This is a genomic window from Nonlabens sp. (assembly GCF_018401815.1).
Taxonomy (GTDB): Bacteria; Bacteroidota; Bacteroidia; order Flavobacteriales; family Flavobacteriaceae; genus Nonlabens.
Window position 1 is genome coordinate 697205 of record NZ_JAGYKG010000001.1, and the last position, 25277, is coordinate 722481.

The following is a 25277-nucleotide window of genomic DNA, read 5'->3' on the forward strand; positions in this document are numbered from 1 at the left end:
ATATATCGTGCGTATCCACTGATCTATCCTCTAAACAAAAAGAAATCGTTTTTCATGTCCTCGATTTTTTCATCCTTATTGGTAATGATATAATCCAGTGCTTTTTCTGTAAATTCCAATCCTTTTTTAGTGAGAAAAACGACTTGGTTCTGAACGTTAATCATGTTGTTTTTTTCAGCTAAATCTAGAACGGTTTGAGACCGTACTTTCCCCCAGTTGATATGTTCTTGTAAATGACCTACTCTCCTTTCTTCTTCGCTATCGTGATTGTTCAGGTGAAGTAAAAACGTCAATAGGGAAACTTCAATACGCTGCCTCTTCTGTCGGAAGAGTACTGCGATCAACCCTTTAGAAGGGGCAAAAAGATATACCAGTAAAAATATCAATCCTAAGACCGTAGTAATAGACCCGCTGATAGAAGCGTCCAGCCATACGGCAAAATAATACCCTCCTACCGCGCTCACAATTCCGAACAGTACAGAAAGTAAGATCATTTTATTTAAATCGGTGGTCAGCAAATAGGCAGCTGCAGCTGGTGCAATCATCAAAGCAACTACCAAAATAGCTCCAACGGCATCAAAAGAAACCACAGTAGTTACCGAAGCTATACTCATCAACCCATAATGCATCAAAACAGGAGAAAAGCCTAAAGCAGACGATAGCCCTATATCAAATGTACTTAGTTTTAGTTCTTTATAAAAAGCAAAAAGCAGTGCTAAGGTGATCAATAAAGTAGTAGAAATAGTCCACATGCTTTTGGGCCCATAGCTCTCATTTCCAATCATCAATTGATCAAAAGCAGCGTACTCCAGCCTTCCTACAAGAACAGCGTCTGCATCCAGGTGAATATCGCTGGCATAAATAGCGATCAATAACACTCCAATACTGAACAAAGCTGGGAAAACCAGCCCGATGGCTGTATCTTCTTTTACCAATCCTGTTTTCTGTATGGCTTCTACAAGAACAACGGTTATAATACCGCTAAAGGCAGCTAATAAGATCAACCAAGGTGAAGCAAGGTCTTCTGTTATAAAAAAACCAATGACAATACCAGGTAGAATAGAATGGCTGATCGCATCACTTATCAACGCCATTTTACGCAATACTAGAAATACTCCAGGTATGGCACATGCGACCGAAGTAAGACAAGCAATCAATATAATGGCTAGCTCTGAATTCATGACTCTGGAATATTAGTATTGTATAAGTTTTGGGCCGTTTCAAACCCTTCTTCTGTAAGAGACCAATCCTGACCTTTAATTTCTATCCAGTTCTTATCGGCAAGTGCCCGTAACGTACCTTTAGTAAAACCTTGAAAACTGTTCAGGATTCTAATAGCATGAGGTCTGGAAATATCTTCGTGTTTTTCAACGATACCATACATAAAGTACAGTGTTTTTTTAAGCTCTAAATCTCTACGGTTTCTTATCAATCGTATTTGTTTAAATAATATTCCACGACCCGGAGAAAAGATAAAAGAAATCACTACAAAAACCGCCGCGACGAGCACAATGACCGGGCCTGTAGAGAGGTTGTTATAAGTGGCACTTATCGCTGTTCCAAAAACTCCTGAAAACATACCAAATACAGCTGCTAGCAACACCATCATACCAAGACTGTTGGTCCATTGTCTTGCGGCTGCAGCAGGAGCGAGCAACATAGCGCTCATCAATACAACACCTACGGTTTGTAACCCTATCACTATGGCAAGAACAATAAAAAAACTGATCAGGCCGTCTATAAAACGGGTGTTAAAGCCTAATGTAGACGCATAATTTTTATCAAATAGCAACAACTTAAATTCTTTCCAAAACAACAACATCACCGCAAGACTAATTCCGGTGACAATAACCATGAGCATCACATCACTTTCTACCAAGGTCGCTGCTTGACCAAACAAATATTTATCTAGCCCTGCTTGATTTGCATCTGGTTGTTTTTTTAAATAACTCAATACCAACTCACCAAACCCAAAGAACAAACTCAATATCAATCCCAGGGCCGTATCTGTTTTTAAATGTGTTTTAGTCACGATTCCACGTATCCAAACGGTACCAATTAGGCCGCTGATGAGTGCTCCTAAAAGCAACACATTAGAATCTTTAAGACCTGTAAACAAAAATGCTAAGGCAATTCCAGGTAAGGCCGCATGAGAAATAGCATCTCCTAAAAGGCTTTGCTTTCTCAATACCGCAAAACTTCCTAACATACCACAAATAGCTCCCAAAACTGCTGTTCCCAGTGTAATGGTGCGTAGGGTATAATCGGTAAAGAAATCTGTTAGTTCCATTTAAAATCAAAATCAAAAAGAAAACTAAAATCAAGTTTAGTCTTCCATTTATGTATGTTATTTATTGCTGTTCCGCTTTCGCGAAAGCGAGACGATTACAATTATTTTACCTTATCAAAAGAATTTCTGAACTCCTATCTATTTTTGTACTGCTACTTTATAATTGATCCCATAGGTTTTGGTCAAATTATCATCATTAAAAATATCTTTTACTGGACCAGTTGCGATGTGTTTTACGTTTAAGAACGTCACCCAATCAAAATACTCAGGTACCGTTTGTAAATCGTGATGCACAACGATGACCGTTTTTCCAGCTTTTCGCAATTCCTTTAAAATATTGATAATCGCAATTTCAGTAGTCGCATCTACTCCTTGAAATGGCTCGTCCATAAAGTAAATGGCGGCATGTTGCACCAATGCTCTTGCGAGAAAAATACGTTGTTGCTGGCCACCAGAAAGTTGTGAGATTTGCCTTCCTTTAAAAGCTAACATCCCTACCTTTTCCAATGCTTCTAGGGCTTGCTTTTTTTGTTTAGCCCCTGGCCTTTTGATCCATCCCAGTGCTCCGTAGGTTCCCATCATCACTACATCTAATGCCGTCGTTGGGAAATCCCAATCTACACTGCCTTTTTGAGGCACATACGCCACCTTATCCCGTTGCTTGTTATAAGGTTTTCCATAAATAGAAACAGAACCAGCAATTGGGTTGATAATACCAAGAATAGCCTTGATCAACGTCGACTTTCCTGCACCATTAGGACCTACAATAGCCATCAACACGCCTTCTGGAATAGAAAGGTCTATATCCCAAAGTACGGGCTTGTAGTTATAAGCTACGGTAAGGTCATCTACTGCAACAGCTATTTTTTCTCCCATTATTTAAGTGCGTTTACAATCGTGTTCACATTGTGTTTATACATTCCAATATAGGTTCCTTCTGCTGTTCCGGCACTTCCTAAGGCATCGCTAAACAACTCCCCACCTATGATAACGTCATGATTCTGTGCGTTTACAGCCGCTTGTAAAGCTTCTACCGTACGTCTCGGAACACTACTTTCTATAAAAATGGCTTTAATCTTATTCTCGATAATAAATTCCGTAATGCGCTGTACATCTTTTACACCAGCTTCTGTTGCTGTAGAAATTCCTTGGAGCCCGACTACTTCAAAGTCAAAGGTTCTCCCAAAATAATTAAAAGCATCGTGAGCGGTAACGAGAATTCTTTTTTCTTTAGGCAACTCTTCTATCTTTTTGTCCAGATCTATTTTGAGCTCTTTTAATTTCTTTAAATAATCATCTCGATTTACTTCGAAAGCTGCTGCATTTTCTGGGTCTAATTCTGAAAGCCTTTTAGTTACATAAACGCTAATATCGTTCCAGTAAGCTAAATCAAACCATATATGCGGATCGTAATTACTTGCAAAATACTCACTGCCTATTAAGGTGTTTTCTGCTACTCCGTCGCTTATCGCAATGGTGGTTTTTGCTTGTTCGTTCATCTTTTCAAAAACCTCTACCAGTTTGCCTTCTAGGTGTAAGCCATTGTAAAAAATAACATCTGCTCGGTCGAGTTTTCTAAAATCTCCCTGACTGGCTTTGTATAAATGCGGATCTATACCACTACCCATCAGACCATTTATTTCAATCAGATCGCCACCTATATGCTCCACAAGATCTGTAATCATCGTAGTGGTAGTGACTACCTTGAGCTTGCCATTTTCTTCTTTTTTATCTCCACAACTTATCAGTACTAATACTGTTAAGAGACACATTATTTTTTTCATGAAATTTTATTTTATTGTTTCGCTTTCGCGAAAGCGAGATTGTATTTAGATATCAAATGATTCATAAAGAATACATTCTTATATATTCCTGATTTAGCATTAAATAAATTGGTTTAATATTTTAGTGACTTCCTGTTCATCTAAAAACCCTGAATACTGGTAAAGTATTTCAAGGTCTTTATTTATAATTACAAGTACTGGGTATGATTTGTCTTCGTTTTGACTCAACAACTCTTGAGCTATTTCGTGGATTCCAGTTCTATAACCAGTAGGTTTGTAACTAAATTTTACATTTTTAAAAATGACATCTTCTTTACTTTCTGCATCAAAAGGGACGTAATAGAAATTCTGATTCATTATTGCTGTTAGTTTTTTATCTGTAAAGGTGTCTTCCATCATTGCTTTGCAGTATTTACACCATTGTGTGTGTAAAAAAATAACAGCTGGTTTATCTTCTTGCTCAAATACTAAGTCCAATTCTTCAAAACTATAGTTTTTTATAGTGCTGTTTTTTTGGGCAACCATTACTAATGGAAGCAAACAAACTAATATGATAAGAAAAACAGTTTTCATAAACTTCATGTTACTAAATACGGAATCTAAAACCTAAAAAGCCTCTTACTCCTTGATTACTAGCATACACATAACTTGGGTCAAAGGTAAGTGCGTTAGGGTTGTTAGGTGTGGCAACAGCCTGTCCACTTTGATCAAATTGTACACCTTCATCAAATGGGTCAAATGCTCTTGCTATACTATTAGATGCTGGAGTAAAATTAAGCAGGTTCTTAACACCCCCATAAACTTCCCATTGGGTCCCAAAAGTTTTAGAAAGCTGGATGTTTTGAACGCTAAATACTGGTGAAAATTCATCTCTAGGATCTGTATTACTTATAAGAGGTAATCTCATAGGTCCATAAAGGTTTCCTGTATAATCAATATTCAAATCCCAAGGTTTTATCTTGTAACTAATGCTCCAGACCCCACTATATCCTTCAGTTAATAATTGTCGTGTACGCACTCCATCTTCCTTTATGGACACGTCTTGTAACGTTGCACCAGCTAGAACTTTTAAACCGTTTCTAAAGACAACATCTGCATTTAATGACACCCCTTGAGAAACTGAAAATCCATCTAGATTGCTATAAATAATCCTGTTAAAATCAGTTTCGTAATCTGGCAGTATTCTATTTGTAAAATAGGTGTAGAATGCTGTTGCATCCAAGTTAAAAAAGGTATTGTTTTTAGTTCTAAAGGTTTTTACATAATTCACATTTGCATTCCAAGACGTTTCTGGCTCTAGTTCTCCTTCAAAAACAACTTCTCTAGCACCAGTGAGTGCCGCGTGATCTTCTGTAAATACATTTGCTGCTCTAAAACCGTTACCAGCACTTAGCCTTAAGACGTTAGATTTATCTCTAGAAGACCACTTGTAATTTACACGTGGTGAAAACACATTTCCATGAATACTATTGTAATCATATCGCACACCTAACAATAATTTTTTGCGATCTGTAATAGCTATTTCATCTTGTACAAATACTCCTGGTAAATGAATTACAGATGGTTGGTCTCCAAAACCGTCAGCGGTTGCGGTCGCAAAAGTATTGTCGTTATAATAGGTATAACGATAAGCGGCGCCTGCAAGTAAATCATGTGAAGAACCTAGTTTTTTACTCCAAGTTAATTGACCAAATCCTATGTATTGATCTGCATCATAAGAAGTGGTTCCATAAAATGAATCTTGTGAATGTCCATTCCCACTAAATTGAAAGCTCAAATCCTCATCAGTAGGCAAATCATATCTTCCAAAGGTTTCCCATCTACTGGTATAAATACTTTCTCCATAAACCTCATCTCCACCTCGGTCTGCGCTAGTCCAGTCCATCTCGCCGCCCCATCTATCTTCATAAACATACCTTCCTGCAATGGAGAATAACTTACCATCTTCTCTATCAAAGTTTATTTTATTAAAAATAGAAATTCTATTCTGCAAAGTCATGTCTGTAAATCCGTCACCGTTATTATCAATTGGATTCTGATAATTAAAATAACTAACCCCTAAAACACCAGAGGTCTTATCTGACAATTGATAACCTGTTCCAACATCTGTACTTACTTCACCCCATGATGTTGTGAAATTATCAAAGCTTAGCTTATTTGCTCCTGTTGGTTTTTTAGTTATTACATTGATCACTCCACCTACTGCTTCAGAACCATATAATGTAGATGCCGGACCTTTCACAATCTCCACTCTCTCTATAAGCGCTTGGGGAATACCCGTAAGACCATATACGGTAGACAGACCACTTACTATAGGCAATCCATCAATCAACACCATGGTATAAGGACCTTCTAGACCATTTATGTGTATATCTCCCGTATTACAAACACTACAATTAAGTTGTGGTCTGATACCATTTACATTTTGTAAGGATTCAAAGATAGATGGTGTTGGGTTTTTCTTAAAAAAACTTTGAGTATACACCTCAACTGGCACTGGGCTTTCTAATTTTCTGACTGGCTTGAGAGTACCTGTAATAACTATTTGATCTAAAGATCCTAGGTCTTCTTTTAAATTTACTTTGAGGATAAATGGTTTTTTATCGTCACTTAAATTCACCTCTACAACAGAACTTTGATAGCCTATTGCACTTACGCTAATTTTAAGGAGTCCTTGTGGTAAATTTTCTAATTTAAAAACTCCATTTTGATCAGAAGAAGTTCCTTTTTTCAGTTTTGGCACATATATGTTTGCAAATGGAACTACTTTGTTTGCACTAGTAATTACACCTTCTATGGTAAAAGTGTTTTTAATTTCCTTTTGTTCAAATTCTTGTGCAGAACTCAAATTTGAAAAAAAAACTAAAGCAATAAAATTCCATGTTAATTTCTCCATCATTTAATTTTGACAAATAAACTTTCTACTGTCTGCTTTGATATATATAATTCTCGACCATCTGACTTAACGCGGCAAGAGCCGTCAAATTCTTCTATTTCTAATAATTGAATTTGAGCACCTAGCTTGATCTCGTGTTTATCTAAGTACCGTAAAAAGTCTCTTGAAGTATTCACAACCCCTGTTAAAACACCTTGCTGCCCTATTTCTAAATCCCCTAAAGCTACTTGAGTATATTTCTCATAATTACCTTTAGAGTCTGGAATTGGATCTCCATGTGGGTCATGTTTAGGATAATTCAAAAACTTATCCAGCTCATTAGTTAATTTAGGAGACTGAATGTGCTCTAATTGCTCTGCTACATCATGCACTTCATCCCAAGAAAAATCCAGTTTCTCAACTAGAAAAACTTCCCAAAGACGGTGTTTCCTAATAATCTGATTAGCACATAGCACTCCATTTTCTGTGAGTCTTGCTCCTTTATAAGGAATATATTCTGCAAGCTTTTTATCTGCAAGCTTTTTAAGCATATCTGTAACTGACGATGCTTTGGTCTTCATACGTCCAGCAATATCATTTGTAGAAACGAGCGCTTGACCTTCTTGAAGGTGGTAAATAGCTTTGATATAGTTCTCTTCAGAAATAGAATGCATTTGGCAAAGGTAAAATATTATTTTTATAAAGGTAAACTAATTTTTAGGTTTGCCTAAAAATAGATATATAGAAAATCTATACTCATTTTTAACTTGTCTATTGTCTATTTATAGAAATGCATTTCTTCTACATATTCCTGCACTTGATGGTGCATAAAATATCGAAGATCTTTCCCTTCTGCAATGCTCTTGCGTATCATGGTAGAAGAAATTTCCATGACAGGAGCAGGAATGTTTTTTATCCTGGGGTGATTTTCAAATTCTTTAGGGATTTCACCATTTGAAACTCTTGGGTAGACAATAATGTTATAATCTTCAAGAAGCACTTCGTAATTTTTCCATTTATGAAGACTTTTTAGGTTGTCTGCTCCCATAATAAGCGTGAATTCCTTATCCGGATATTTTTCAGAAAGGTGCGCTAGGGTGTTTACAGTATAATTAGGCTGCGGAAGACCAAATTCAATATTACTAGCTTTGATTTTATCATAATCATCAGTAGCTAGATGTACCATATGAAGTCTTTGGTAATCGTCCAGTAATGTTTTTTTCTTCTTAAAAGGATTATGAGGCGTAATGACCATCCAGATTTCGTCGAGATCACTATTTTCCACTATATAATTTGCAATCGCAAGATGACCTATGTGTACCGGATTAAAAGTTCCGAAATATAAACCTATGTTATTTTGCTTTGTCATCACTGACTTTCTTATTTATAAATTCCAGAACCGTCTGATATGCCAAAGCTTTTGCTTCGGATAAGTCGTCGTTTTTTATAATGACATCAAATTGTGGCGCTGTTGCCATTTCTGTGCTGGCTTTTGCTACGCGCATGGCAATTTTCTCTGCTGTTTCAGTCTTGCGCTTTTTTAATCGTATTTGAAGCTCATTGATAGATGGTGGCTTCACAAAAATAGTCAGTGTACGATTGGGGAATTTTTCTTTCAAACGCAATCCACCTACTACATCTATATCAAAAATGACATTTTTTCCTTGGCCCCAAAGTCGTTCCACTTCTTCTTTTAAAGTGCCGTAGAATTGGTCTTGATACACCTCTTCAAATTCTAAAAAATCTTTTGCTTTGATGCGGTTCTTAAATTCCTTAGTCCCTAAGAAATAATAATCTTTTCCATCCACTTCTCCTTCGCGAGCTTCTCTAGAAGCCGCACTTATGGAAAAGGCTAGGTTGAGATCGTCTTTAGTTAATAAGTGTTTTACTAAAGTGGTTTTCCCCGCACCTGAAGGCGCACTAAAAACAATCAGTTTAGGCAATACTTCCATTACAATACGTTAAGGAGTTGTTCTTTAATTTTCTCTAATTCGTCTTTCATCTGTACGACCATTTGTTGCATGCTCGCGTGATTTGCTTTGCTTCCTATGGTATTTACCTCGCGGCCTATTTCTTGAGATATAAAAGCGAGTTTTTTACCTTGAGATTCTGGAATGGACATGGTCTCCATAAAATAATTCAAATGATTTTCTAAACGTACCTTTTCTTCAGTGATATCATATTTTTCTAGATAATAGATAAGCTCTTGTTCAAATCTATTTTGATCCACTTTTTCTTTTAAATCAGACACGGCTTTTTCTAAACGTGTTCTGACCTCTGCAAGCCTATCCTTATCCTCTTCAATAACTTGTTCTAGAAGTTCTTTGATATTAGCAATGCGTTTATTGAATTCAAGCTCTAAGACATTGCCTTCTTCATCCCTATATTCTTGGACAGCAGTTATGGCCATCTCTGCCGTTTTTTGAATAGCTGCGATATCCTCTTTTGGAGCCTCATTACTTTCTTGTGAAAAGACATCTGGGAATCGAGTGGCCATTTCTAACAACTTCATTTTATGCCTTGAATTTTCAAACAGCACCCCTTCTAGTTGCGCCATTTGTTTCATATAACCCTCTACTAATTCTAGATTCAACTTAGAATTTGCTGTGACGCCTGTTTGTTCTATATGAACAGAAAAATCTATTTTACCGCGCAATAAAGACTTGGCAACGACTTGTCTTAAAGGTAACTCTTGCTGCCTGTATAACGAAGAGAGTCTTATATTAAGATCTAGATTTTTACTGTTGAGTGTTCGTATCTCAACTGTTATTTTTTTATCTGATAATTGATGGACGGCTTTACCGTAACCCGTCATAGAAGTAATCATTCTCTACACTTTTAGTGCAAAGATAATGATTAAGAATAGTAGAAGATTTGATCAATGGGCTATATCGTCCATTTTACCGCGCAATCTACTTAGAGATTGTTGTCTGATTCCTAAAAAAGAAGCAATTTCCTTGAGTGGAAGCCGGTCTACAATACGTGCATAACGCTCGATAAATTTGACATAACGAATGGTAGCATCATGACTTATCATGCGAGACTTTTCATCTAACATGCTGTGATAGCGCTTCAACATAAGTTTATAAAAAGATGGGGAAAGACCTGGGTACAATTTACTCATGTATTCAAAATCTTGAAATTTAAAACATAATATTTCACCTGTTTCAATGCATTCAATTTGTAAATTTGAGGGTGTTTGATCTATAAAGCTGTACATAGAGGTCATTACATCACCATCTGCTACAAATCTCACCGTATGCATTTTCCCCTTTTCATCCATTATACTGCCCTTCAGCACCCCTGATTTAACAATATAAATACTATCAGCGATATCACCTAAATGCAATAAAACTTGTTTTTTATGCATCTTTACCACCTCCAACATACTAAAAACCTCACTAACATATTCCAATGATGGTTGATCACCCTCTCCTGTTAAATCATATAAAAACGATGGTAATTCCATAATAATAAATTTAATTATTGTGCTATTTCCCTAGTAAATTCCCTCTCACTCCGTGTTAATCAAATTTACACAAAAAAAACTCCTTAATAATATATATCTACCATTATCATAAATGTGACTCTAGATAAACCCCATATCTATACCTGTTTTTAAAACTTAAAAATAGATAACCCTTATCTTGACAAACATTCTCTTCCTAAAAACAAGCATGCCCTTTATAAAAAAGGCTCTAAAAATAAAACGTAAAGCCTGCCTACAAGTAATAATGCATTAACATCAAGTAGAGTTACACACAATTTAATAGAGTAAACGCTTACTTTTCAACGCCAAAATAATATATTGCTAGTATTATGAAGGACAGCATTCTCTCCACAAAAAGATTAACGGAACCACAAGTAGAACTCGTTCTAAATACGGGCTATAGTCTTACCCACTATGACTTGTTAAAAATTCAACCCATTGGAATTGATTCTATTGAAAACTGGGATCAAGTTATTGTTTCAAGCCAGAATGCTATTCCAGCGTTAGTAGCCCATCGTAAATTCCTAAAAAATGTTTACTGCGTGGGTGAGGTTACCGCCTTTTATTTAAAAAAAAAAGGCATCCATCCTATACATATTGCTAATAACGCAGTAGATCTTGCAAAAACATTAATTAATAACTATCCAGATAAAAGCTTCCTATATTTATGTAGTGAACAACGTAGAGATGAACTTCCATCGTTATTTCTTAAAGAAAATATACCTTTAAAAGAACTTTTTGTTTACCGATCTATTGCCGTCATGAAAAGCTTTGATCGTATTTTTGCAGCGGTAATTTTCTATAGTCCTAGAGGTGTACACGCTTTCGCGAAAGCGAATCCCCACAACCAACCTCTTAACGCAATTTGTATAGGAAAGACCACCGCTAGTACTGCTGCTTCCTACTATAACAACGTAACAATAGCAACAAAGCAAACCGTAGAAAACACACTGATAACCGCAATAAAAGCGTTACGCAATGATTAAAAATGATCTTTTTTTAAAAGCATTAAGAGGTGAAGAAGTAGCACGTCCACCAGTATGGATGATGAGACAGGCAGGAAGGTATTTACCGGATTTCATGAAACTCAAGTCAAAATATGACTTTTTTACCAGATGTCAGACCCCTGAACTTGCTACAGAAATCACCGTCATGCCTATCGATCAGATAGGTCCAGATGCAGCCATACTTTTCTCTGATATTCTTGTGATACCACAAGCTATGAATATTGAGGTAGAAATGAAAAATGGAATAGGCCCCTGGTTACCTAAGCCTATTAGAACGGTTAAAGACCTGGATCGAGTAATCGTTCCCGACGTGAAAGACTCCTTAAGTTATGTGTTTGAAGCTATAGACATGACTAAAAAAGTATTGGATAACCGTGTGCCTTTAATAGGCTTTGCAGGATCTCCATGGACTATTTTGTGTTATTGTGTACAAGGACAGGGAAGTAAAAACTTTGATAAGGCAAAAGAATTTTGTTTTACACAGCCTGAAGCAGCACATATCTTATTGCAAAAAATTACAGATACTACTATTTCTTATCTTAAAGAAAAAGTAACTCACGGAGTGGATGCAGTTCAGGTTTTTGATTCTTGGGGTGGCATGCTTTCTCCTACTGATTATCAAGAATTCTCTTGGAAGTACCTACAGCAAATTATTGATGCCTTGAAACCGCATACGGAAGTAATCGTTTTCGGTAAAGGATGCTGGTTTGCTTTAGGGGATATGGCAAAAAGTGGCGCGAGTGCTCTAGGAGTGGACTGGACCTGTAGCGCTAGAAACGCACGTTACCTCTCGGGTGGAAATATTACACTACAAGGTAATTTTGATCCATCAAGACTGTTCTCTCCACCAGCTGAAATCAAGAAAATGGTTACTCAAATGATCAATGAATTTGGTAAAGACCGTTTTATTGCTAATCTAGGACATGGGATTTTACCTAATATCCCAGTAGAAAATGCCCAAGCATTTGTGGATGCGGTAAAGGAATACGGTCAATAAATTTGATTTATGCTTAAAAAAATCCTGACAGGACTACTATCTTATAGAGACAGTTTTAAACTGATCAATGAATTAAAGCTTTGGCCGTTTTTCTTTGTTCCTATGGCCATAAGTTTGCTTTTTGGGATTGCTATTTTTTTTGCAGCTTATGGACTATCAGACCATCTAGGTAGATTTTTTGCAAAAGCCTGGGTATGGGAATGGGGAAGTAAACCCTTTACATCTATAGCTACCTGGCTAGGTGCTCTTGTCATTCTAATTTTAGGTTTTATTCTTTACAAACATTTGGTGATGGCTTTGAGCGCACCATTTATGTCACCAGTTTCTGAGCGTATAGAAAAATACCTCTACCCCGAACTTCACCATCCTCATACACATAGAAAAACAAGCAATACCCAGCAATTAATACGTAGTTTACGCATCAACATTAGGAACTTATTTTATGAGATAGGCATTAGTATCCCGCTCCTGATTCTTTCATTTATACCGGTGGTAAATTTTGTGACCACTCCACTCCTGTTTTTTGTACAGGCTTATTATGCAGGTTTTGGAAATATGGATTACACCTTAGAACGACATTATGAATACAGTGATAGTGTTTCCTTTATAAAGAAGAATAAAGGCTATGCCATAGGAAACGGAATCATTTTTATGGCCCTGCTTTTCATACCTGTTGTAGGAATTATTCTTGTTTTACCAGTTGCCGTTACCGCAGCGAGTACAACCACATTAAAATTATTAAAAGAACAGCAGATACGAATGCCCCATCAGCAATAAGCATTTGCTACAAAACTAGAATCTTGAAAGAACAATTTTATTCCTTTATAGTAGGCCTTCAAAACACCATTACCTCCACATTAGAAGCCATGGATGGGAAGGCAACATTCCTTCAAGATGAATGGCATCGTGAAGAAGGTGGTGGAGGTTTGTCTCGCATCATACAAGAGGGAAACCTATTTGAAAAAGGAGGTGTTAGCATAAGTGCCGTTCATGGTGACCTGCCCGCAGCAATGCAAGCTTATTTTAAGGTAGAAGACTGTAATTTCTACGCTACTGGATTGAGCCTGGTGCTACATCCAGAAAATCCGATGGTTCCTACCGTACATGCTAATTTCCGATACTTTGAATTGTATGATGCTACAGGGAAAATGGTTGATTCTTGGTTCGGTGGTGGGCTGGATTTGACTCCTTATTATTTATTTGAAGAAGATGCGCGTCATTTCCATCAAGTATGCAAAGACGTTTGCGATCGACATGAAATAGCTGACTACGCTATTTTTAAGAAAAAATGTGATGCCTATTTCCACAACTCCCATCGAGATGAAGCCCGCGGAATAGGTGGTTTATTCTACGATTATTGCAAGGCTTCAGAACAGTTTTCTATGGAAGATTGGTTGGCTTTTCAAACCGATATGGCAAGTCATTTTCTGGACGCTTATGTTCCCATAGTAGAAAAGAGAAAAGATTTACCCTATACGAAAGAACAACGCAACTGGCAAGAAATACGTCGTGGTCGTTATGTAGAATTCAATCTGGTACATGATAAAGGAACCCTTTTTGGACTTAAAACAAATGGCCGTATCGAGAGCATTTTAATGAGCCTTCCACCACATGTTCAATGGGTGTACGACCACCATCCAGAAGCTGGAAGTGAAGAAGAAAAGTTGCTTCGGGTATTACAAAATCCGATGGATTGGGTGTAGCCTATTCCTAAGCCTTTCTAGAGGAAATAGAGCCCCAAGTATTTTAGGTTGTAAGTCAACAGGCCTTATCCTAGGACTCGCTGCCGGTAACTAATGATTCATTCTCCTTATTGGAACTCGTTTAAATATTCCGCTTTCTATTGTGAAAAAAAGAAGTTGATGTGGAACTCGATTCAGTGAGAATGCGAAAACCTTATACTTATTGATTCAAATTCGCAAAATAAACAATCGCTCCCATAACAATCAAAGCAGTTAGAATCGCTAAGAATATTTTCCAAAAAGAATAAGGTCTAGTTCCATGAATTTTTCCTGTCTGTCCATTCACATAAAAGGTATAGCGTTTGCTATTAAATTTATAGGAACTGATGTACACTGGTAATAAAATGTGCTTAAAAGTCTCGTCGCTCAGCTGCATTTCTATTCTATGAACACGTTGCGTATCGCCTCCTATATCACGCCGTGCCCATGCTGTGGCTATATCCCTAGCTTTTTCTTTTGCCTCCAAGTGTCCGTCTTGTAAAGGAATCGTATATTTTTCAGTGACATAGCCGGCAAGAAATCTGGTGTCAAAAGTTTTTAATTCCTCTAAGTTCCAAAAAGCGATTTGCTGTGGAATTTGTCCTCCTTTTTGAATGGATCCTTTTACAAGAGTATCATCTACAAAGCCAGAAACGTCTCCACTCGCTGGATACCACCTGGTGCGACGTTCTCGCCTTGTCCTTTTGTTTTTACCTGATCCAGAAGTAACGGTTACATAATAATATTCTCCTCTTTGCCCTTCATATTGTGCATACAACTCTGCATCAAAAGTCCAATAAGGAACATAAAGTCCTTTAGTGTTTTCTGGGCTCAGACTAGCGCGTTGTAAATTATTAGGTGCCCACCATAGTCCTGCTACCCATTTCTTAAAAATCTGATGTGCCTTGTCTTGTTTAAAACTAAATGGAACCACAGCTCCTGGTAAAATCCAATCGTCCTGGTAAGCATCTTCAATAATCAATGGCATGGTACAATACACACAATGCAAGGATTTGTAGCTTTCCTCTACGTGCTGGTTGGCCCCACAATTTCTACAATGCAGCATAGAAATCTCCATCGAATGGGATTGAGCACCCATATGCTTTAAATAATTATGGAGTTCTAATTCTTGAAATTGCTGTTCAGACGAAGCTATAACTTCTTTATGACCACAGTAATCACAAGTTATCAGATCTGTACCTGGCTCATAGGTAAGCGCAGCACCGCAGTTGATACAAGATTTTTTACGCTCAGAGTGTGCAGCGGGTTCTATATTCAAAGTATGAAGTTTTCAATTATTGTTTATCAAATCATTCCCTTGCTTATTGCCAATTGAAAAAGGTCATCTTCCAAAATTGATCATCGGCAATTAAAAATTTGCAACTCAGATGACAATTAGGCGATTTTATGGTAATGGTGGCGGCGTATTACCACCTAAAAATCCTTTTAATTCTTCCACCTCACTAAGTGCCTTCCAACCATCCATACCAGCTTTCCAGACTAAAGTGTCTTTGTTAACCGTTCGACTGGCAAACAAAGAACGCAATTGTTCGTATGGAACTGGACCGGTTTGCGCACCGTTCAATGCATAGAAATAACTGGTTGCTTGTGGCATAGGTGGTGGCATGGCCGAAGCTTGATTTTGTTGTTGTGGCGCTTGTTGCTGCCCGCCCATTTGAGGAGACATCATGTTGCCCATTTGTTGAGCGAGGACAAATCCCATCCCCATCCCCATTCCTGCACCAGCCGTTCCGCCTTCATTTTTTGCAGCTGCTTCAATGGCCTTAGCCGTTTTAAATTTGGTCAACTTATCCAAATCGATTTTGTCCAGACGGCTGTATTCAAAGATCTCTTTCTTGAGTTCTTCTGGCATAGAAACATTCTCGATATAGAATTTCTCTAACGAAATTCCTACGCTTAAAAACTCTGATTTCATCACTTCTTGACAAGTTTCAGAAAGCTCTGATGTATTTGCAGCATACAACTCTATAGGAAGGTTGGCCTCCCCTACCGTATCTGTAAATCGAGTAGCAATCAAACTTTTAAGGTGCTCATTGATCTCAAAATTGGTAAAATTATTGTCCGTTCCTACAATGTCAACAATAAATTTACCTGAGTCAGCTATTTTAAATGCATACGTACCAAATGCTCTGATTTCGACCAAACCGAAGCGGTCATCACTTAACGTAATAGGGTTTTTAGTACCCCATTTTTCATCAGTAAACAAAGTCGTATTGACAAAATAAACCTCAGCTTTAAAAGGAGAGTTAAAGCCGTATTTCCATCCCTTTAAGGTAGAAAGAATAGGTAAATTTTGTGTGGTCAGGTCATAAGTTCCTGGTTCAAAAACATCTGCCAATTGGCCTTCATTTATAAAGACGGCCGTTTGTCCTTCCCGTACAATGAGTTTTGCTCCATTTTTGATTTCGTTTTGATAACGCTCGAACCTGTAGGCAATCGTATCATCTGTAAAATCCAGCCACTCGATAATGTCTATAAATTCGTGGCTTAATTTTTCTTTAATCTTATCAAATATTCCCATTGTGGTCGGTTTTAAATTTGAATATGAAGGTACAAATTTTAAGGAAAATGCTGCTTTATAATTTTTAAAATACAGCATTTGCAACGGCACTGCATTCTTTTTGAACGTCAAAAGACAACCGACTCCTTTGAATAGGTAGTTACAGATATGAAATTGTTACCATTTAGATCTAGCTTTTTACCCCGAAAGCGGGTTGTCATCCTATAGCAATAAATGCTTACCAATAAACATCTAAAATTTGATTTAACCATACGACGATGGCTATTGATGTCGTATTCCTTTTGCTATTCGTCAGTCTAATGGTCTATAACGGGGTCCTGATTATGGGCTTTTTGAATAAATTCTAGATGTGTAAAGCTGCTGTTATCAGTAATTTTTTTATGTCCAAAGTTACAATTTAACCACTTGATTTACAGTAGTTTAATAATTTTATGACACAAGACATTCATGAAAACAGACTCTTTATTCATGAATCTAGACTAGTATAATTTGCATAATACTTAAACAATACTCTATATTTAATATGTTGTTAATGAATGATTTACGTAAAAGTTTAAATCATGAGTTACCAATAATCTCAAATTACAATGTAAGAACTTATTAAAGCAGGAAGTCCTTTATACGCTAAAGTACCTCCAAGGTTAAACTGAGATAACACCATTGTAATTTTAGAAGTAGCGCTACATAACACACTAACTATAAATTATGGAGTCTGCTTTCACACTGAATCCAATCCAGTATCAACTTTAATTTAAACAAAATTATGAAAACCATATACCTATTACTCATAGCATTACTAGCCACCGCTTGCAACAGCGACGACTCAGTAGATCCAGCATCCTTATTACCACCCATTACCATGACGGGGGAAAATACCTTTGGCTGTTTGATAGACGGCAAGTTCTTTAGACCTCGAGATGGCAGAAGCACGATTAATAGTGATAATAAAGGACTAAGAATAATAACTACAGAGACTACAAATGTTGAATATGACATTAGAGATTTTGCAAGCGAAAGAACGTCTAGTTTACTTATTCATCTTGAAAACTTCCAAAACAATTCATCAAGTACTTATGAGTTTCAAGAGTCTAATGGATTAAGCGGTATTGATGGGTTAAATAATAATTATGCTCATTGTAGGATATGGAAAAATACAGAGCTTGGCTATCAACGCTATGTAACTTATCCTAATTCTGGAATAATACAGTTAAATAATCAAATAATTCAAAGTCAAGCAGACTACCATAACTCGACCTTCCAGTTAAAATTAATCAATACTCAAATTTCCAATGATACCATATTTATTGAATTGGGAAGGTTTGATCTTGAATCATTCTCACTTCAATGGAAAGATTGGGATTAAAATAGGCTACCTGCCATTGGAGCGGCAGTCTATAAATATTTAACAACTAACACACATTTTATAAAACAATCCAATTATTCAAAAGAATGCTGACAATAACGCTTTCGCGAAAGCCTAAAAAACACCAATTATGAAAACCATATACCTATTACTCATAGCATTACTAGCCACCGCTTGCAACAGCGATGACCCAGTAGATCCAGCATCCTTATTACCACCCATTACCATGACAGGAGAAAATACTTTTGGGTGTTTGATCGACGGGAAGTTTTTTAGACCTCGAGATGGTAGAAGTACGATTAATAGTGATAATAGGGGTTTGCGAGTTGTTCAAACAGAAACAGACAACTGGGAAATTCATGTGTTTGATCGAAAAAGCGAAAGGACTGGCTCTCTTTATATTCATATCGAAGATTTTTTCGTAAACTCAATAGGTATTTATCCGATTAATTCTGCTAATGGGCTTCGAGGTTTAGACGGCCCAAACAATTCTTACATTTATGGAAGGTTCTGGAATAGCGAAACACAAAATTATTCAAATTATCATTCCTTTATTGATTCAGGTTTTATAGAAATTCTTGCAGATAACCATAACCCTGGAAGTTACTATATCATTTCCGGAACATTTAACGCTAGTCTAGTTAACATCGATAACGCAGCAGATAGTTTATATATAAGCAAAGGAAGATTTGATATAGACTCTATATCCTTGCAGTTTACATCTTTCGATTAAAATAGACTGTCGCACCGACTATAGCCATTCAATAACATATAAGAACTAATGCAAAAATTAGGAACCAGTAAACCAACTTATTGATGACATTTCTACTTCGCTCAGCATAAAAAAGAATTATTCTAAGCATAGGAATAGCATTTACAATAACGCTTTCGCGAAAGCCTAAAAAACACCAATTATGAAAACCATGTACCTATTACTCATAGCACTACTGGTCACTACTTGCAACAGCGATGACCCAGTAGATCCAGCATCCTTATTACCACCCATTACCATGACTGGAGAAAACACCTTTGGCTGTTTGATCGACGGCAAGTTCTTTAGACCTCGAGATGGTAGAAGTACCATTAATAGCGATAATAAGGGGTTACGAGTTGTTCAAACAGAAACAGACAACTGGGAAATTCATGTGTTTGATCGAAAAAGCGATAAAACTGGGTCATTGTTTATTCACCTAGAAGATTTATTTGTCTTGAACGAAGGCTTGTACCACATAAAAACAGCTACTGGCCTAAGAGGATTGGATGGACCAAATCAAAATTATATATATGGTAGATTTTGGAAAAATTCCGAAGTAGGCTATCAAAATTATGTGTCTTTCGAAGATTCTGGTATTGTCGAGATTACGAAAAGAGAATATACCCCAAATGTATCACATATATATTCAGGAACATTTGACGCTGAGTTGATTAATTTCAATGACGTCAACGACACTTTAAAAATAAAATTAGGACGATTTGATTTAGACGCGTTTAGTTTGCAACAACATAACTGGGAATAAAAAAGACTGCCGTTAGAGCTGCAGTCTATAAATATTTAACAACTAACACACATTTTATAAAACATTCCAATTATTCAAAAGAATGCTGACAATAACGCTTTCGCGAAAGCCTAAAAAACACCAATTATGAAAACCATGTACCTATTACTCATAGCACTACTGGTCACTGCTTGCAACAGCGATGACACAGTAGATCCAGCATCCTTATTACCACCCATCACCATGACTGGAGAAAACACCTTTGGCTGCCTTATTGATGGTAAGTTCTTTAGACCTCGAGATGGTGGAAGTACAATTAATAGTGATAATAAAGGGCTGATTTTAAGGAGTTCAGGGGATAATAGTATTGAAATAGACGCTCACGACTATAAAAGTTCTAAAGTCTCTAGTATATTAATTCGTGTAAAAGATATAGATATTCATCGGGTTGGCACATATGTTATAGATGAATCAAACGGCCTTAGAGGAATAGATGGTATGGACAATAGTTATATCCATTGTAGAATTTGGAATAATGAAGTAGGTAGTTATCAAACTTATTTATCTTATGAAAACTCCGGCTTACTCAATGTTTCTCGATTAGAAAGAAGCCCTGGAATTTACTTTTATCATTCAGGGACCTTTGAAACCAAATTAATTAATTCTCAAAATCAAAATGATACAATTAAGGTAACTCTCGGAAGATTTGACATTGACACTGTCAAATTACTTCAAACCAATTTTAATTAAGAAAACTACCGTTAGAGCGGCAGTCTATAAATATTTAACAACTAACACACATTTATAAAACATTCCAATTTTTCAAAAGATTACTGACAGTAACGCTTTCGCGAAAGCCTAAAAACACCAATTATGAAAACCATATACCTATTACTCATAGCAATACTGGTCACTGCTTGCAACAGCGATGACACAGTAGATCCCGCATCCTTATTACCACCCATTACCACCACTGGAGAAAACACCTTTGGCTGCTTGATCGACGGCAAGTTCTTTAGACCTCGAGATGGCAGAAGCACGATTAATAGTGATAATAGGGGGTTAAGAGTTGTATTATCTGAAGACAGTAATATTGAACTATTAGTTACAGATTTTAAGTCGCAAAACACAGGTAGTTTAGATTTACATATTGAAGATTTACTTAACATAGGTGAAGGAACTTATCAAGTTGATGATTCTAATAGTCTTTTGAACATTGATGGAAATAATAATACATATGTACATGGAAGAATTTATAATAGTAATACTAATAGGCTTGAGTGGTATGTCTCTTATGAAAACAGTGGCATTATTGAAGTAAATCGCATTACTAGAAACTCTAGCACAGGTAATATCATTTCAGGAACTTTTGAAGTCCAAATGATATCAATTGCAAATCCACAAGACACAGTAAGGATTCAATCAGGTAGATTTGATATCAATACCATCACTTTATTACAAACAGATTTTAATTAAAAAGACTGCCGTTAGAGCTACAGTCTATAAATATTTAACAACTAACACACATTTTATAAAACATTCCAATTATTCAAAAGATTGCTGACAGTAACGCTTTCGCGAAAGCCTAAAAAACACCAATTATGAAAACCATATACCTATTACTCCTAACCATACTATTCACCGCTTGCAACAGCGATGACACAGTAGATCCAGCATCCTTATTACCTCCCATTACCATGACTGGAGAAAACACCTTTGGCTGCTTGATCGACGGGAAGTTTTTTAGACCTCGAGATGGTAGAAGTACGATTAATAGTGATAATAGAGGGTTAACAACATTAAGGTCAGAGGACAGTAATTGGGAAATTCACGCATATGATCGAAAAAGTAATCGCACTACATCGTTGATCATACATATGGAAAACTTATTCGGAAATCCAGATGGCGATACCGGTGTATATCCCATAAGATTGGCAAATGGCTTAAGAGAGTTAGATGGTCCCAATCACACTTATATTTATGCAAGAGTTTGGAGTGAAGAGTTTAATTCATATCAACTTTATTTGTCAAAAGATAATTCTGGTTCAATCGATATAACAAAACTCCAGAGGTCACCAGGAGAATTTTCTATTCATGCAGGAACATTTCAAGCTATTCTTTACAATAGTCAATCAGAAACTGACAGTTTAATAATTGACTTAGGTCGATTTGATATAGACAGTATTTCACTTCCAACAACACCTTTTAATTAAAACAAGACTGCCGTTGGAGCGGCAGTCTATAAATATTTAACAACTAACAAGCATTTTTATTAACCATTAAACACTCAAATTTATGAAAAGAATTCTTCTTAGCATAGGAATAGGATTATCCTTATGCAACGCTACGGCACAAAATCAAGAAAAAACCCTTGATGATGCCCTAGTTAACGTCAACCAGGCTAGTGTTACTAGCGGTATCATTTATGAACGAGTAGTACAATTTGCAAATCTCTACAACTTTAACAGGGAACCAGACTTTGACACTGCCGACTATACTTATTTTAAACAAGCACTAAGCGAGATGCATCGTGCGAGTAATGAAGTGCTCTTTATGAATGCATCAGCATTAGATAGTCTGATGCAACAAGAAACAAATCATGTAGTTCCCTTAGGTATATTGAATACCGATTTTCAACTACTGAATTACCGTTTTGAAGAGGTACAGCAAGGTGGTTTAACCTATGATGAAAACACCCAAGAATTTTCTCAAATTGCTGGGCAGCCCCCTTTCTATACCTTACATACTACGGTTATTGCACCGCTGCACAAAGCTATTGCAGGAACTGGAATCACCTATAAAATTGATCCAACCTATCTTTTTCAAAATCAACAGCAACGTATCAAGACGCTAACAGCAGATTTTGGGGATGGAGTTCCTAGAAATCTGATCAATAACTATAATTTACAGACGCAACAAATACAAGTTAATTATAACACTGATGGAGATAAGATAGCTACCTATCAAATAGTTTATGAGGACAATACGAGCATCACTACAAAATCCAGTATTTATTTCAAATACCAAACACAAATAGGACCTAAAACATTATCCCCTTATTGCGCAGGAGATGCGTATAAGGAAAATGGCAGAATAATAGCAGATATTCCGTTTACGGGTTATGAGGTCAATGACCCTACTATTTTAGCTGAAATTGATTACCGTATTTTCTATTCAGAAAATGATGCCGGGAACAACCAACTAGACAACCCCATCATTATTCTCGATGGCTTTGATCCAGGAGATAAACGCAAAATAGAAGACTGCGATTGTGGTCAAGATCTTGACTGCGCAGCAGTAAATAAAGAAAATGGGCAATTTGATCCTGCTTTGCATGACAGCATGTACGATTTTCAATACTTCCAAAACACACAAGGGAATCCAGAAAACGCACTAGAAAAACTAAGAGCAGAAGGCTTTGACGTCATCATGGTCAACCATCCTACCTATGATACCGTAGATATAAACACTGGCGAGATGTTCACTATAGATGGTGGTGCTTATTATATAGAAAGCAATGCCATGGCATTGATCAAATTGCTTCAAGAAACGAAGTCAAGAATGGCATCTACAGGAAGTACCGCTCAAATAAAGCTCGTAGGACCTAGTATGGGAGGACAGATATCTCGTTATGCTCTGGCTTATATGGAAGCCATGGAAGAGCAAACGCAAGACAGTAGCACATGGGATCATAACGTATCGCATTGGGTAAGTATAGATAGTCCGCATCTAGGTGCGAATATTCCTTTAGGAGATCAAGCATTAATTTTCTTAATAAAGGAAATGTTGTCCGACGAAGATAATAATGCTGCCGAAGATTTTTACGATAAACAATTATCCTCTCCTGCTGCAAAGCAACAACTCATTGAATTTCATAGACAAGCTCCTGGGCAGTCGCATCATCATGTAGACCAAAATTTATTGAATGCACAAACACTATTACAAGGATTTAGTCAAGACAGAGGAAATTCTTCTTTTACTGAGCATTTTAATAATCAAGCCGTAAATGGACTACCCAATTCTAATGGCTTTCCTACTAAATCTAAAAACTTGGCCATTATTAACGGCTCTCTTACCGGAAGTAGGTTATCTACCTTACCAAATGAAGATGGAGGTTTTTATTCCTATGCTGCTGATGGTGAAAAAGTATTGGGTGTGAAAAGTTTTGCCAGAGTCAAAATCGAGTTGCCAATAGGAAGCGTTGTTTTCAGAACGCATATTGCTTCCCTAGACTCGCACTTTATGTCTTCTGGTGCTAATGAGCGTGTAGCAAAGTTTTATAAAATTCCGACAACTAAAACAGTAATAGCACCCAACAATAATCAACGCGGTAATATGGACAACGTTCCTGGCGGATGGTTTTTAGCACAACAAGAACTTGCAGACGCCATTACTGGAAGACGAAGCTTATACCTCACTTCAAATATACCTGACTACGGCACAGCAGGAACAGATATGATCAGATGGTTTAATGATAACATTATTGGTACTTCTGCTACCGATGATACACAAGTAAGGACATTGAATCCTATAAATTCCTTTATCCCTTCGTTTTCAGCGATTGCACATCTTAATCCTGATCAAAACTGGAATAACCCATTAAATTTTGATTTAACCTGTGACTCCAATAGGCTCACTCCATTTGATAGCTATTATGGCGAGTCTGTAAATACTAGACATACTAGTTTTAATCAAGATAGTATAAATTGGTTAATTGAAAGTTTAAAACTCCCAAATGGTCAAGTATTACCTCCTCAATTCCCTGTGGATATGTCCTCTTTCTCCAGTCCATCAACCATGTGTGTAGGAGATATTGTTACTATGGGATTTGAAAATGAATGTAAAGTGGCTGTGCAACCTACTTACGTGATTAGTGATAATCTGGCAATTATCTCTAGAAATGGATACTCTGCTCAATTTGAGGCTTTAGAAAACGGGCCAGCTTACGTACAAGTAATTTTAGACAACGGCGTAGGACCGAGCCAAAGTTTTAGTCGTCAACTGTATATTGGAACTCCTAATCTTGATAATGCTTTTGTTACAGAAATAGATTCTAATACTTTTCTATCCGTATATCCCACAAATGGCTTTTATGATCTAGTTGCGTTACGTATAAATGAAATAGAGCGTTATGATCTAGTAGATGACATAGAAATGCAAAAACTACCTACATCTATTGCCTATTGGGATCGCGATCAAAGAACTGGAAGAGATAACACGGTTGGTATCTATCCAGACTGTAATGAATTATTTCGATTTCAAGTAAGAGCAAGAAATGCTTGTGGCTGGTCAGAATGGGTAGAGTTTGTAAAAGACTTAGACAGCTTTAGCGACGATTGTTCTACAACAAACCCAAGCGGCATCGTTAGTAGCAATTTTGTGATTTCGCCAGTTCCTGCCAGCACCATAATTGCTGTTGATATGGTACAAAATCCGGAGTGGACTTTTTACTCCAGATCCTGTAGCGATGGAATAACTGACGTAGGAGGAACAAGTCTTTGCACTTATTTGGTGAGTCTTCAACTATATGACTTTAGTGGCAATCAAGTGTTGAACATCACTAGGCATGAGTTGGGAACTTCATTTGATGTTTCACATTTAACTACAGGAACTTATGTCATGCATATCACTCACGCCGGACAAACTGAAGTCCATCAAGTCCCTATCAATTAAGTTCATTAACTGTTTAAATGAAGAAAAGAGCTTGTTTTG

24 protein-coding genes are annotated in these 25277 nt (G+C 36.8%); 11 read left to right on the forward strand and 13 right to left on the reverse strand.

The genetic code is table 11. The annotated features are described in order from the left end of the window. Positions 1–23: 23 nt before the first annotated feature. From KG732_RS03090 to KG732_RS03140, 11 genes are all read right to left on the reverse strand, one after another. Positions 24–1181: a metal ABC transporter permease gene (locus tag KG732_RS03090; protein ID WP_213520912.1), complete on the reverse strand. Its 1158-nt coding sequence runs from the start codon at positions 1179–1181 to the stop codon at positions 24–26. Next, a complete protein-coding gene (locus tag KG732_RS03095; protein WP_213520913.1) occupies positions 1178–2290 on the reverse strand; it encodes a metal ABC transporter permease in 1113 nt (370 codons plus the stop codon). Before KG732_RS03095 ends, KG732_RS03090 begins: the two co-directional genes overlap by 4 nt. Positions 2291–2428: 138 nt before the next feature. Continuing rightward, the gene (locus tag KG732_RS03100; RefSeq protein ID WP_213520914.1) at positions 2429–3166 is read right to left on the reverse strand and encodes a metal ABC transporter ATP-binding protein; all 738 of its coding nucleotides are present in this window, start codon (positions 3164–3166) and stop codon (positions 2429–2431) included. After that, positions 3166–4074 carry a zinc ABC transporter substrate-binding protein gene (locus tag KG732_RS03105; RefSeq protein WP_213520915.1) on the reverse strand — a complete coding sequence of 303 codons (909 nt, stop codon included), beginning with the start codon at positions 4072–4074 and terminating at the stop codon, positions 3166–3168. The genes KG732_RS03100 and KG732_RS03105 overlap by 1 nt, the downstream gene beginning before the upstream one ends. Positions 4075–4173: 99 nt before the next feature. Next, positions 4174–4647, reverse strand: a complete 474-nt coding sequence (locus tag KG732_RS03110) for a thioredoxin fold domain-containing protein (protein WP_213520916.1) — start codon at positions 4645–4647, stop codon at positions 4174–4176. A gap of 13 nt (positions 4648–4660) precedes the next feature. Then, positions 4661–6970, reverse strand: a complete 2310-nt coding sequence (locus KG732_RS03115; RefSeq protein ID WP_213520917.1) for a TonB-dependent receptor — start codon at positions 6968–6970, stop codon at positions 4661–4663. Continuing rightward, positions 6970–7623 (reverse strand): metal-dependent transcriptional regulator, encoded by a 654-nt coding sequence (locus KG732_RS03120; protein WP_213520918.1) that lies wholly within the window; start codon positions 7621–7623, stop codon positions 6970–6972. The genes KG732_RS03115 and KG732_RS03120 overlap by 1 nt, the downstream gene beginning before the upstream one ends. Positions 7624–7727: 104 nt before the next feature. Next, positions 7728–8318, reverse strand: a complete 591-nt coding sequence (gene nadD, locus KG732_RS03125) for a nicotinate (nicotinamide) nucleotide adenylyltransferase (RefSeq protein WP_213520919.1) — start codon at positions 8316–8318, stop codon at positions 7728–7730. Continuing rightward, positions 8302–8901: a guanylate kinase gene (gene gmk, locus KG732_RS03130; protein ID WP_213520920.1), complete on the reverse strand. Its 600-nt coding sequence runs from the start codon at positions 8899–8901 to the stop codon at positions 8302–8304. The genes nadD and gmk overlap by 17 nt, the downstream gene beginning before the upstream one ends. Next, positions 8901–9776, reverse strand: a complete 876-nt coding sequence (locus tag KG732_RS03135; protein ID WP_213520921.1) for a DUF1732 domain-containing protein — start codon at positions 9774–9776, stop codon at positions 8901–8903. The genes gmk and KG732_RS03135 overlap by 1 nt, the downstream gene beginning before the upstream one ends. A gap of 51 nt (positions 9777–9827) precedes the next feature. Then, entirely contained in the window at positions 9828–10418 is a 591-nt protein-coding gene (locus KG732_RS03140; RefSeq protein ID WP_213520922.1) for a Crp/Fnr family transcriptional regulator, read from the reverse strand. A gap of 350 nt (positions 10419–10768) precedes the next feature. Here KG732_RS03140 and KG732_RS03145 point away from each other — a divergent pair, with 350 nt between their 5' ends. Genes KG732_RS03145 through hemF form a run of 4 tightly spaced genes read left to right on the forward strand, consistent with a single transcriptional unit; the run spans position 10769 to position 14146 of the window. Further along, complete coding sequence (locus tag KG732_RS03145; RefSeq protein WP_213520923.1) at positions 10769–11425, forward strand: uroporphyrinogen-III synthase; 657 nt, start codon at positions 10769–10771, stop codon at positions 11423–11425. Continuing rightward, positions 11418–12443 (forward strand): uroporphyrinogen decarboxylase, encoded by a 1026-nt coding sequence (gene hemE, locus KG732_RS03150; protein WP_213520924.1) that lies wholly within the window; start codon positions 11418–11420, stop codon positions 12441–12443. The genes KG732_RS03145 and hemE overlap by 8 nt, the downstream gene beginning before the upstream one ends. A 9-nt stretch (positions 12444–12452) precedes the next feature. Next, the gene (locus tag KG732_RS03155) at positions 12453–13220 is read left to right on the forward strand and encodes an EI24 domain-containing protein (protein ID WP_213520925.1); all 768 of its coding nucleotides are present in this window, start codon (positions 12453–12455) and stop codon (positions 13218–13220) included. 23 nt (positions 13221–13243) lie between these two features. After that, positions 13244–14146, forward strand: a complete 903-nt coding sequence (gene hemF / locus KG732_RS03160) for an oxygen-dependent coproporphyrinogen oxidase (RefSeq protein ID WP_213520926.1) — start codon at positions 13244–13246, stop codon at positions 14144–14146. Positions 14147–14345: 199 nt separating this feature from the next. On the opposite strand, the gene KG732_RS03165 is transcribed toward hemF, so the two are convergent. Beyond that, complete coding sequence (locus tag KG732_RS03165) at positions 14346–15437, reverse strand: DNA helicase PriA (protein WP_213521237.1); 1092 nt, start codon at positions 15435–15437, stop codon at positions 14346–14348. A 132-nt stretch (positions 15438–15569) separates the two neighbouring features. After that, complete coding sequence (locus KG732_RS03170; protein WP_213520927.1) at positions 15570–16706, reverse strand: SPFH domain-containing protein; 1137 nt, start codon at positions 16704–16706, stop codon at positions 15570–15572. A gap of 763 nt (positions 16707–17469) precedes the next feature. On the opposite strand from KG732_RS03170, the gene KG732_RS03175 reads away from it, so the two are divergent. The 7 genes from KG732_RS03175 (at position 17470) to KG732_RS03205 (ending at position 25238) form a co-directional block, all read left to right on the forward strand. Next, positions 17470–18069: a hypothetical protein gene (locus KG732_RS03175; protein WP_213520928.1), complete on the forward strand. Its 600-nt coding sequence runs from the start codon at positions 17470–17472 to the stop codon at positions 18067–18069. Between the two features lie 130 nt (positions 18070–18199). Beyond that, entirely contained in the window at positions 18200–18802 is a 603-nt protein-coding gene (locus KG732_RS03180; protein ID WP_213520929.1) for a hypothetical protein, read from the forward strand. A gap of 181 nt (positions 18803–18983) precedes the next feature. Then, on the forward strand, positions 18984–19586 hold the full coding sequence (locus KG732_RS03185; RefSeq protein ID WP_213520930.1) for a hypothetical protein: 603 nt from the start codon (positions 18984–18986) through the stop codon (positions 19584–19586). A gap of 126 nt (positions 19587–19712) precedes the next feature. Beyond that, positions 19713–20315, forward strand: coding sequence for a hypothetical protein (locus tag KG732_RS03190; RefSeq protein ID WP_213520931.1), 603 nt, complete (start codon positions 19713–19715; stop codon positions 20313–20315). A 123-nt stretch (positions 20316–20438) separates the two neighbouring features. Beyond that, complete coding sequence (locus tag KG732_RS03195; protein WP_213520932.1) at positions 20439–21041, forward strand: DUF6252 family protein; 603 nt, start codon at positions 20439–20441, stop codon at positions 21039–21041. A 125-nt stretch (positions 21042–21166) separates the two neighbouring features. Then, the gene (locus KG732_RS03200) at positions 21167–21778 is read left to right on the forward strand and encodes a hypothetical protein (protein ID WP_213520933.1); all 612 of its coding nucleotides are present in this window, start codon (positions 21167–21169) and stop codon (positions 21776–21778) included. 82 nt (positions 21779–21860) lie between these two features. After that, positions 21861–25238: a T9SS type A sorting domain-containing protein gene (locus KG732_RS03205; protein ID WP_213520934.1), complete on the forward strand. Its 3378-nt coding sequence runs from the start codon at positions 21861–21863 to the stop codon at positions 25236–25238. The last annotated feature ends 39 nt before the right edge of the window (positions 25239–25277 follow it).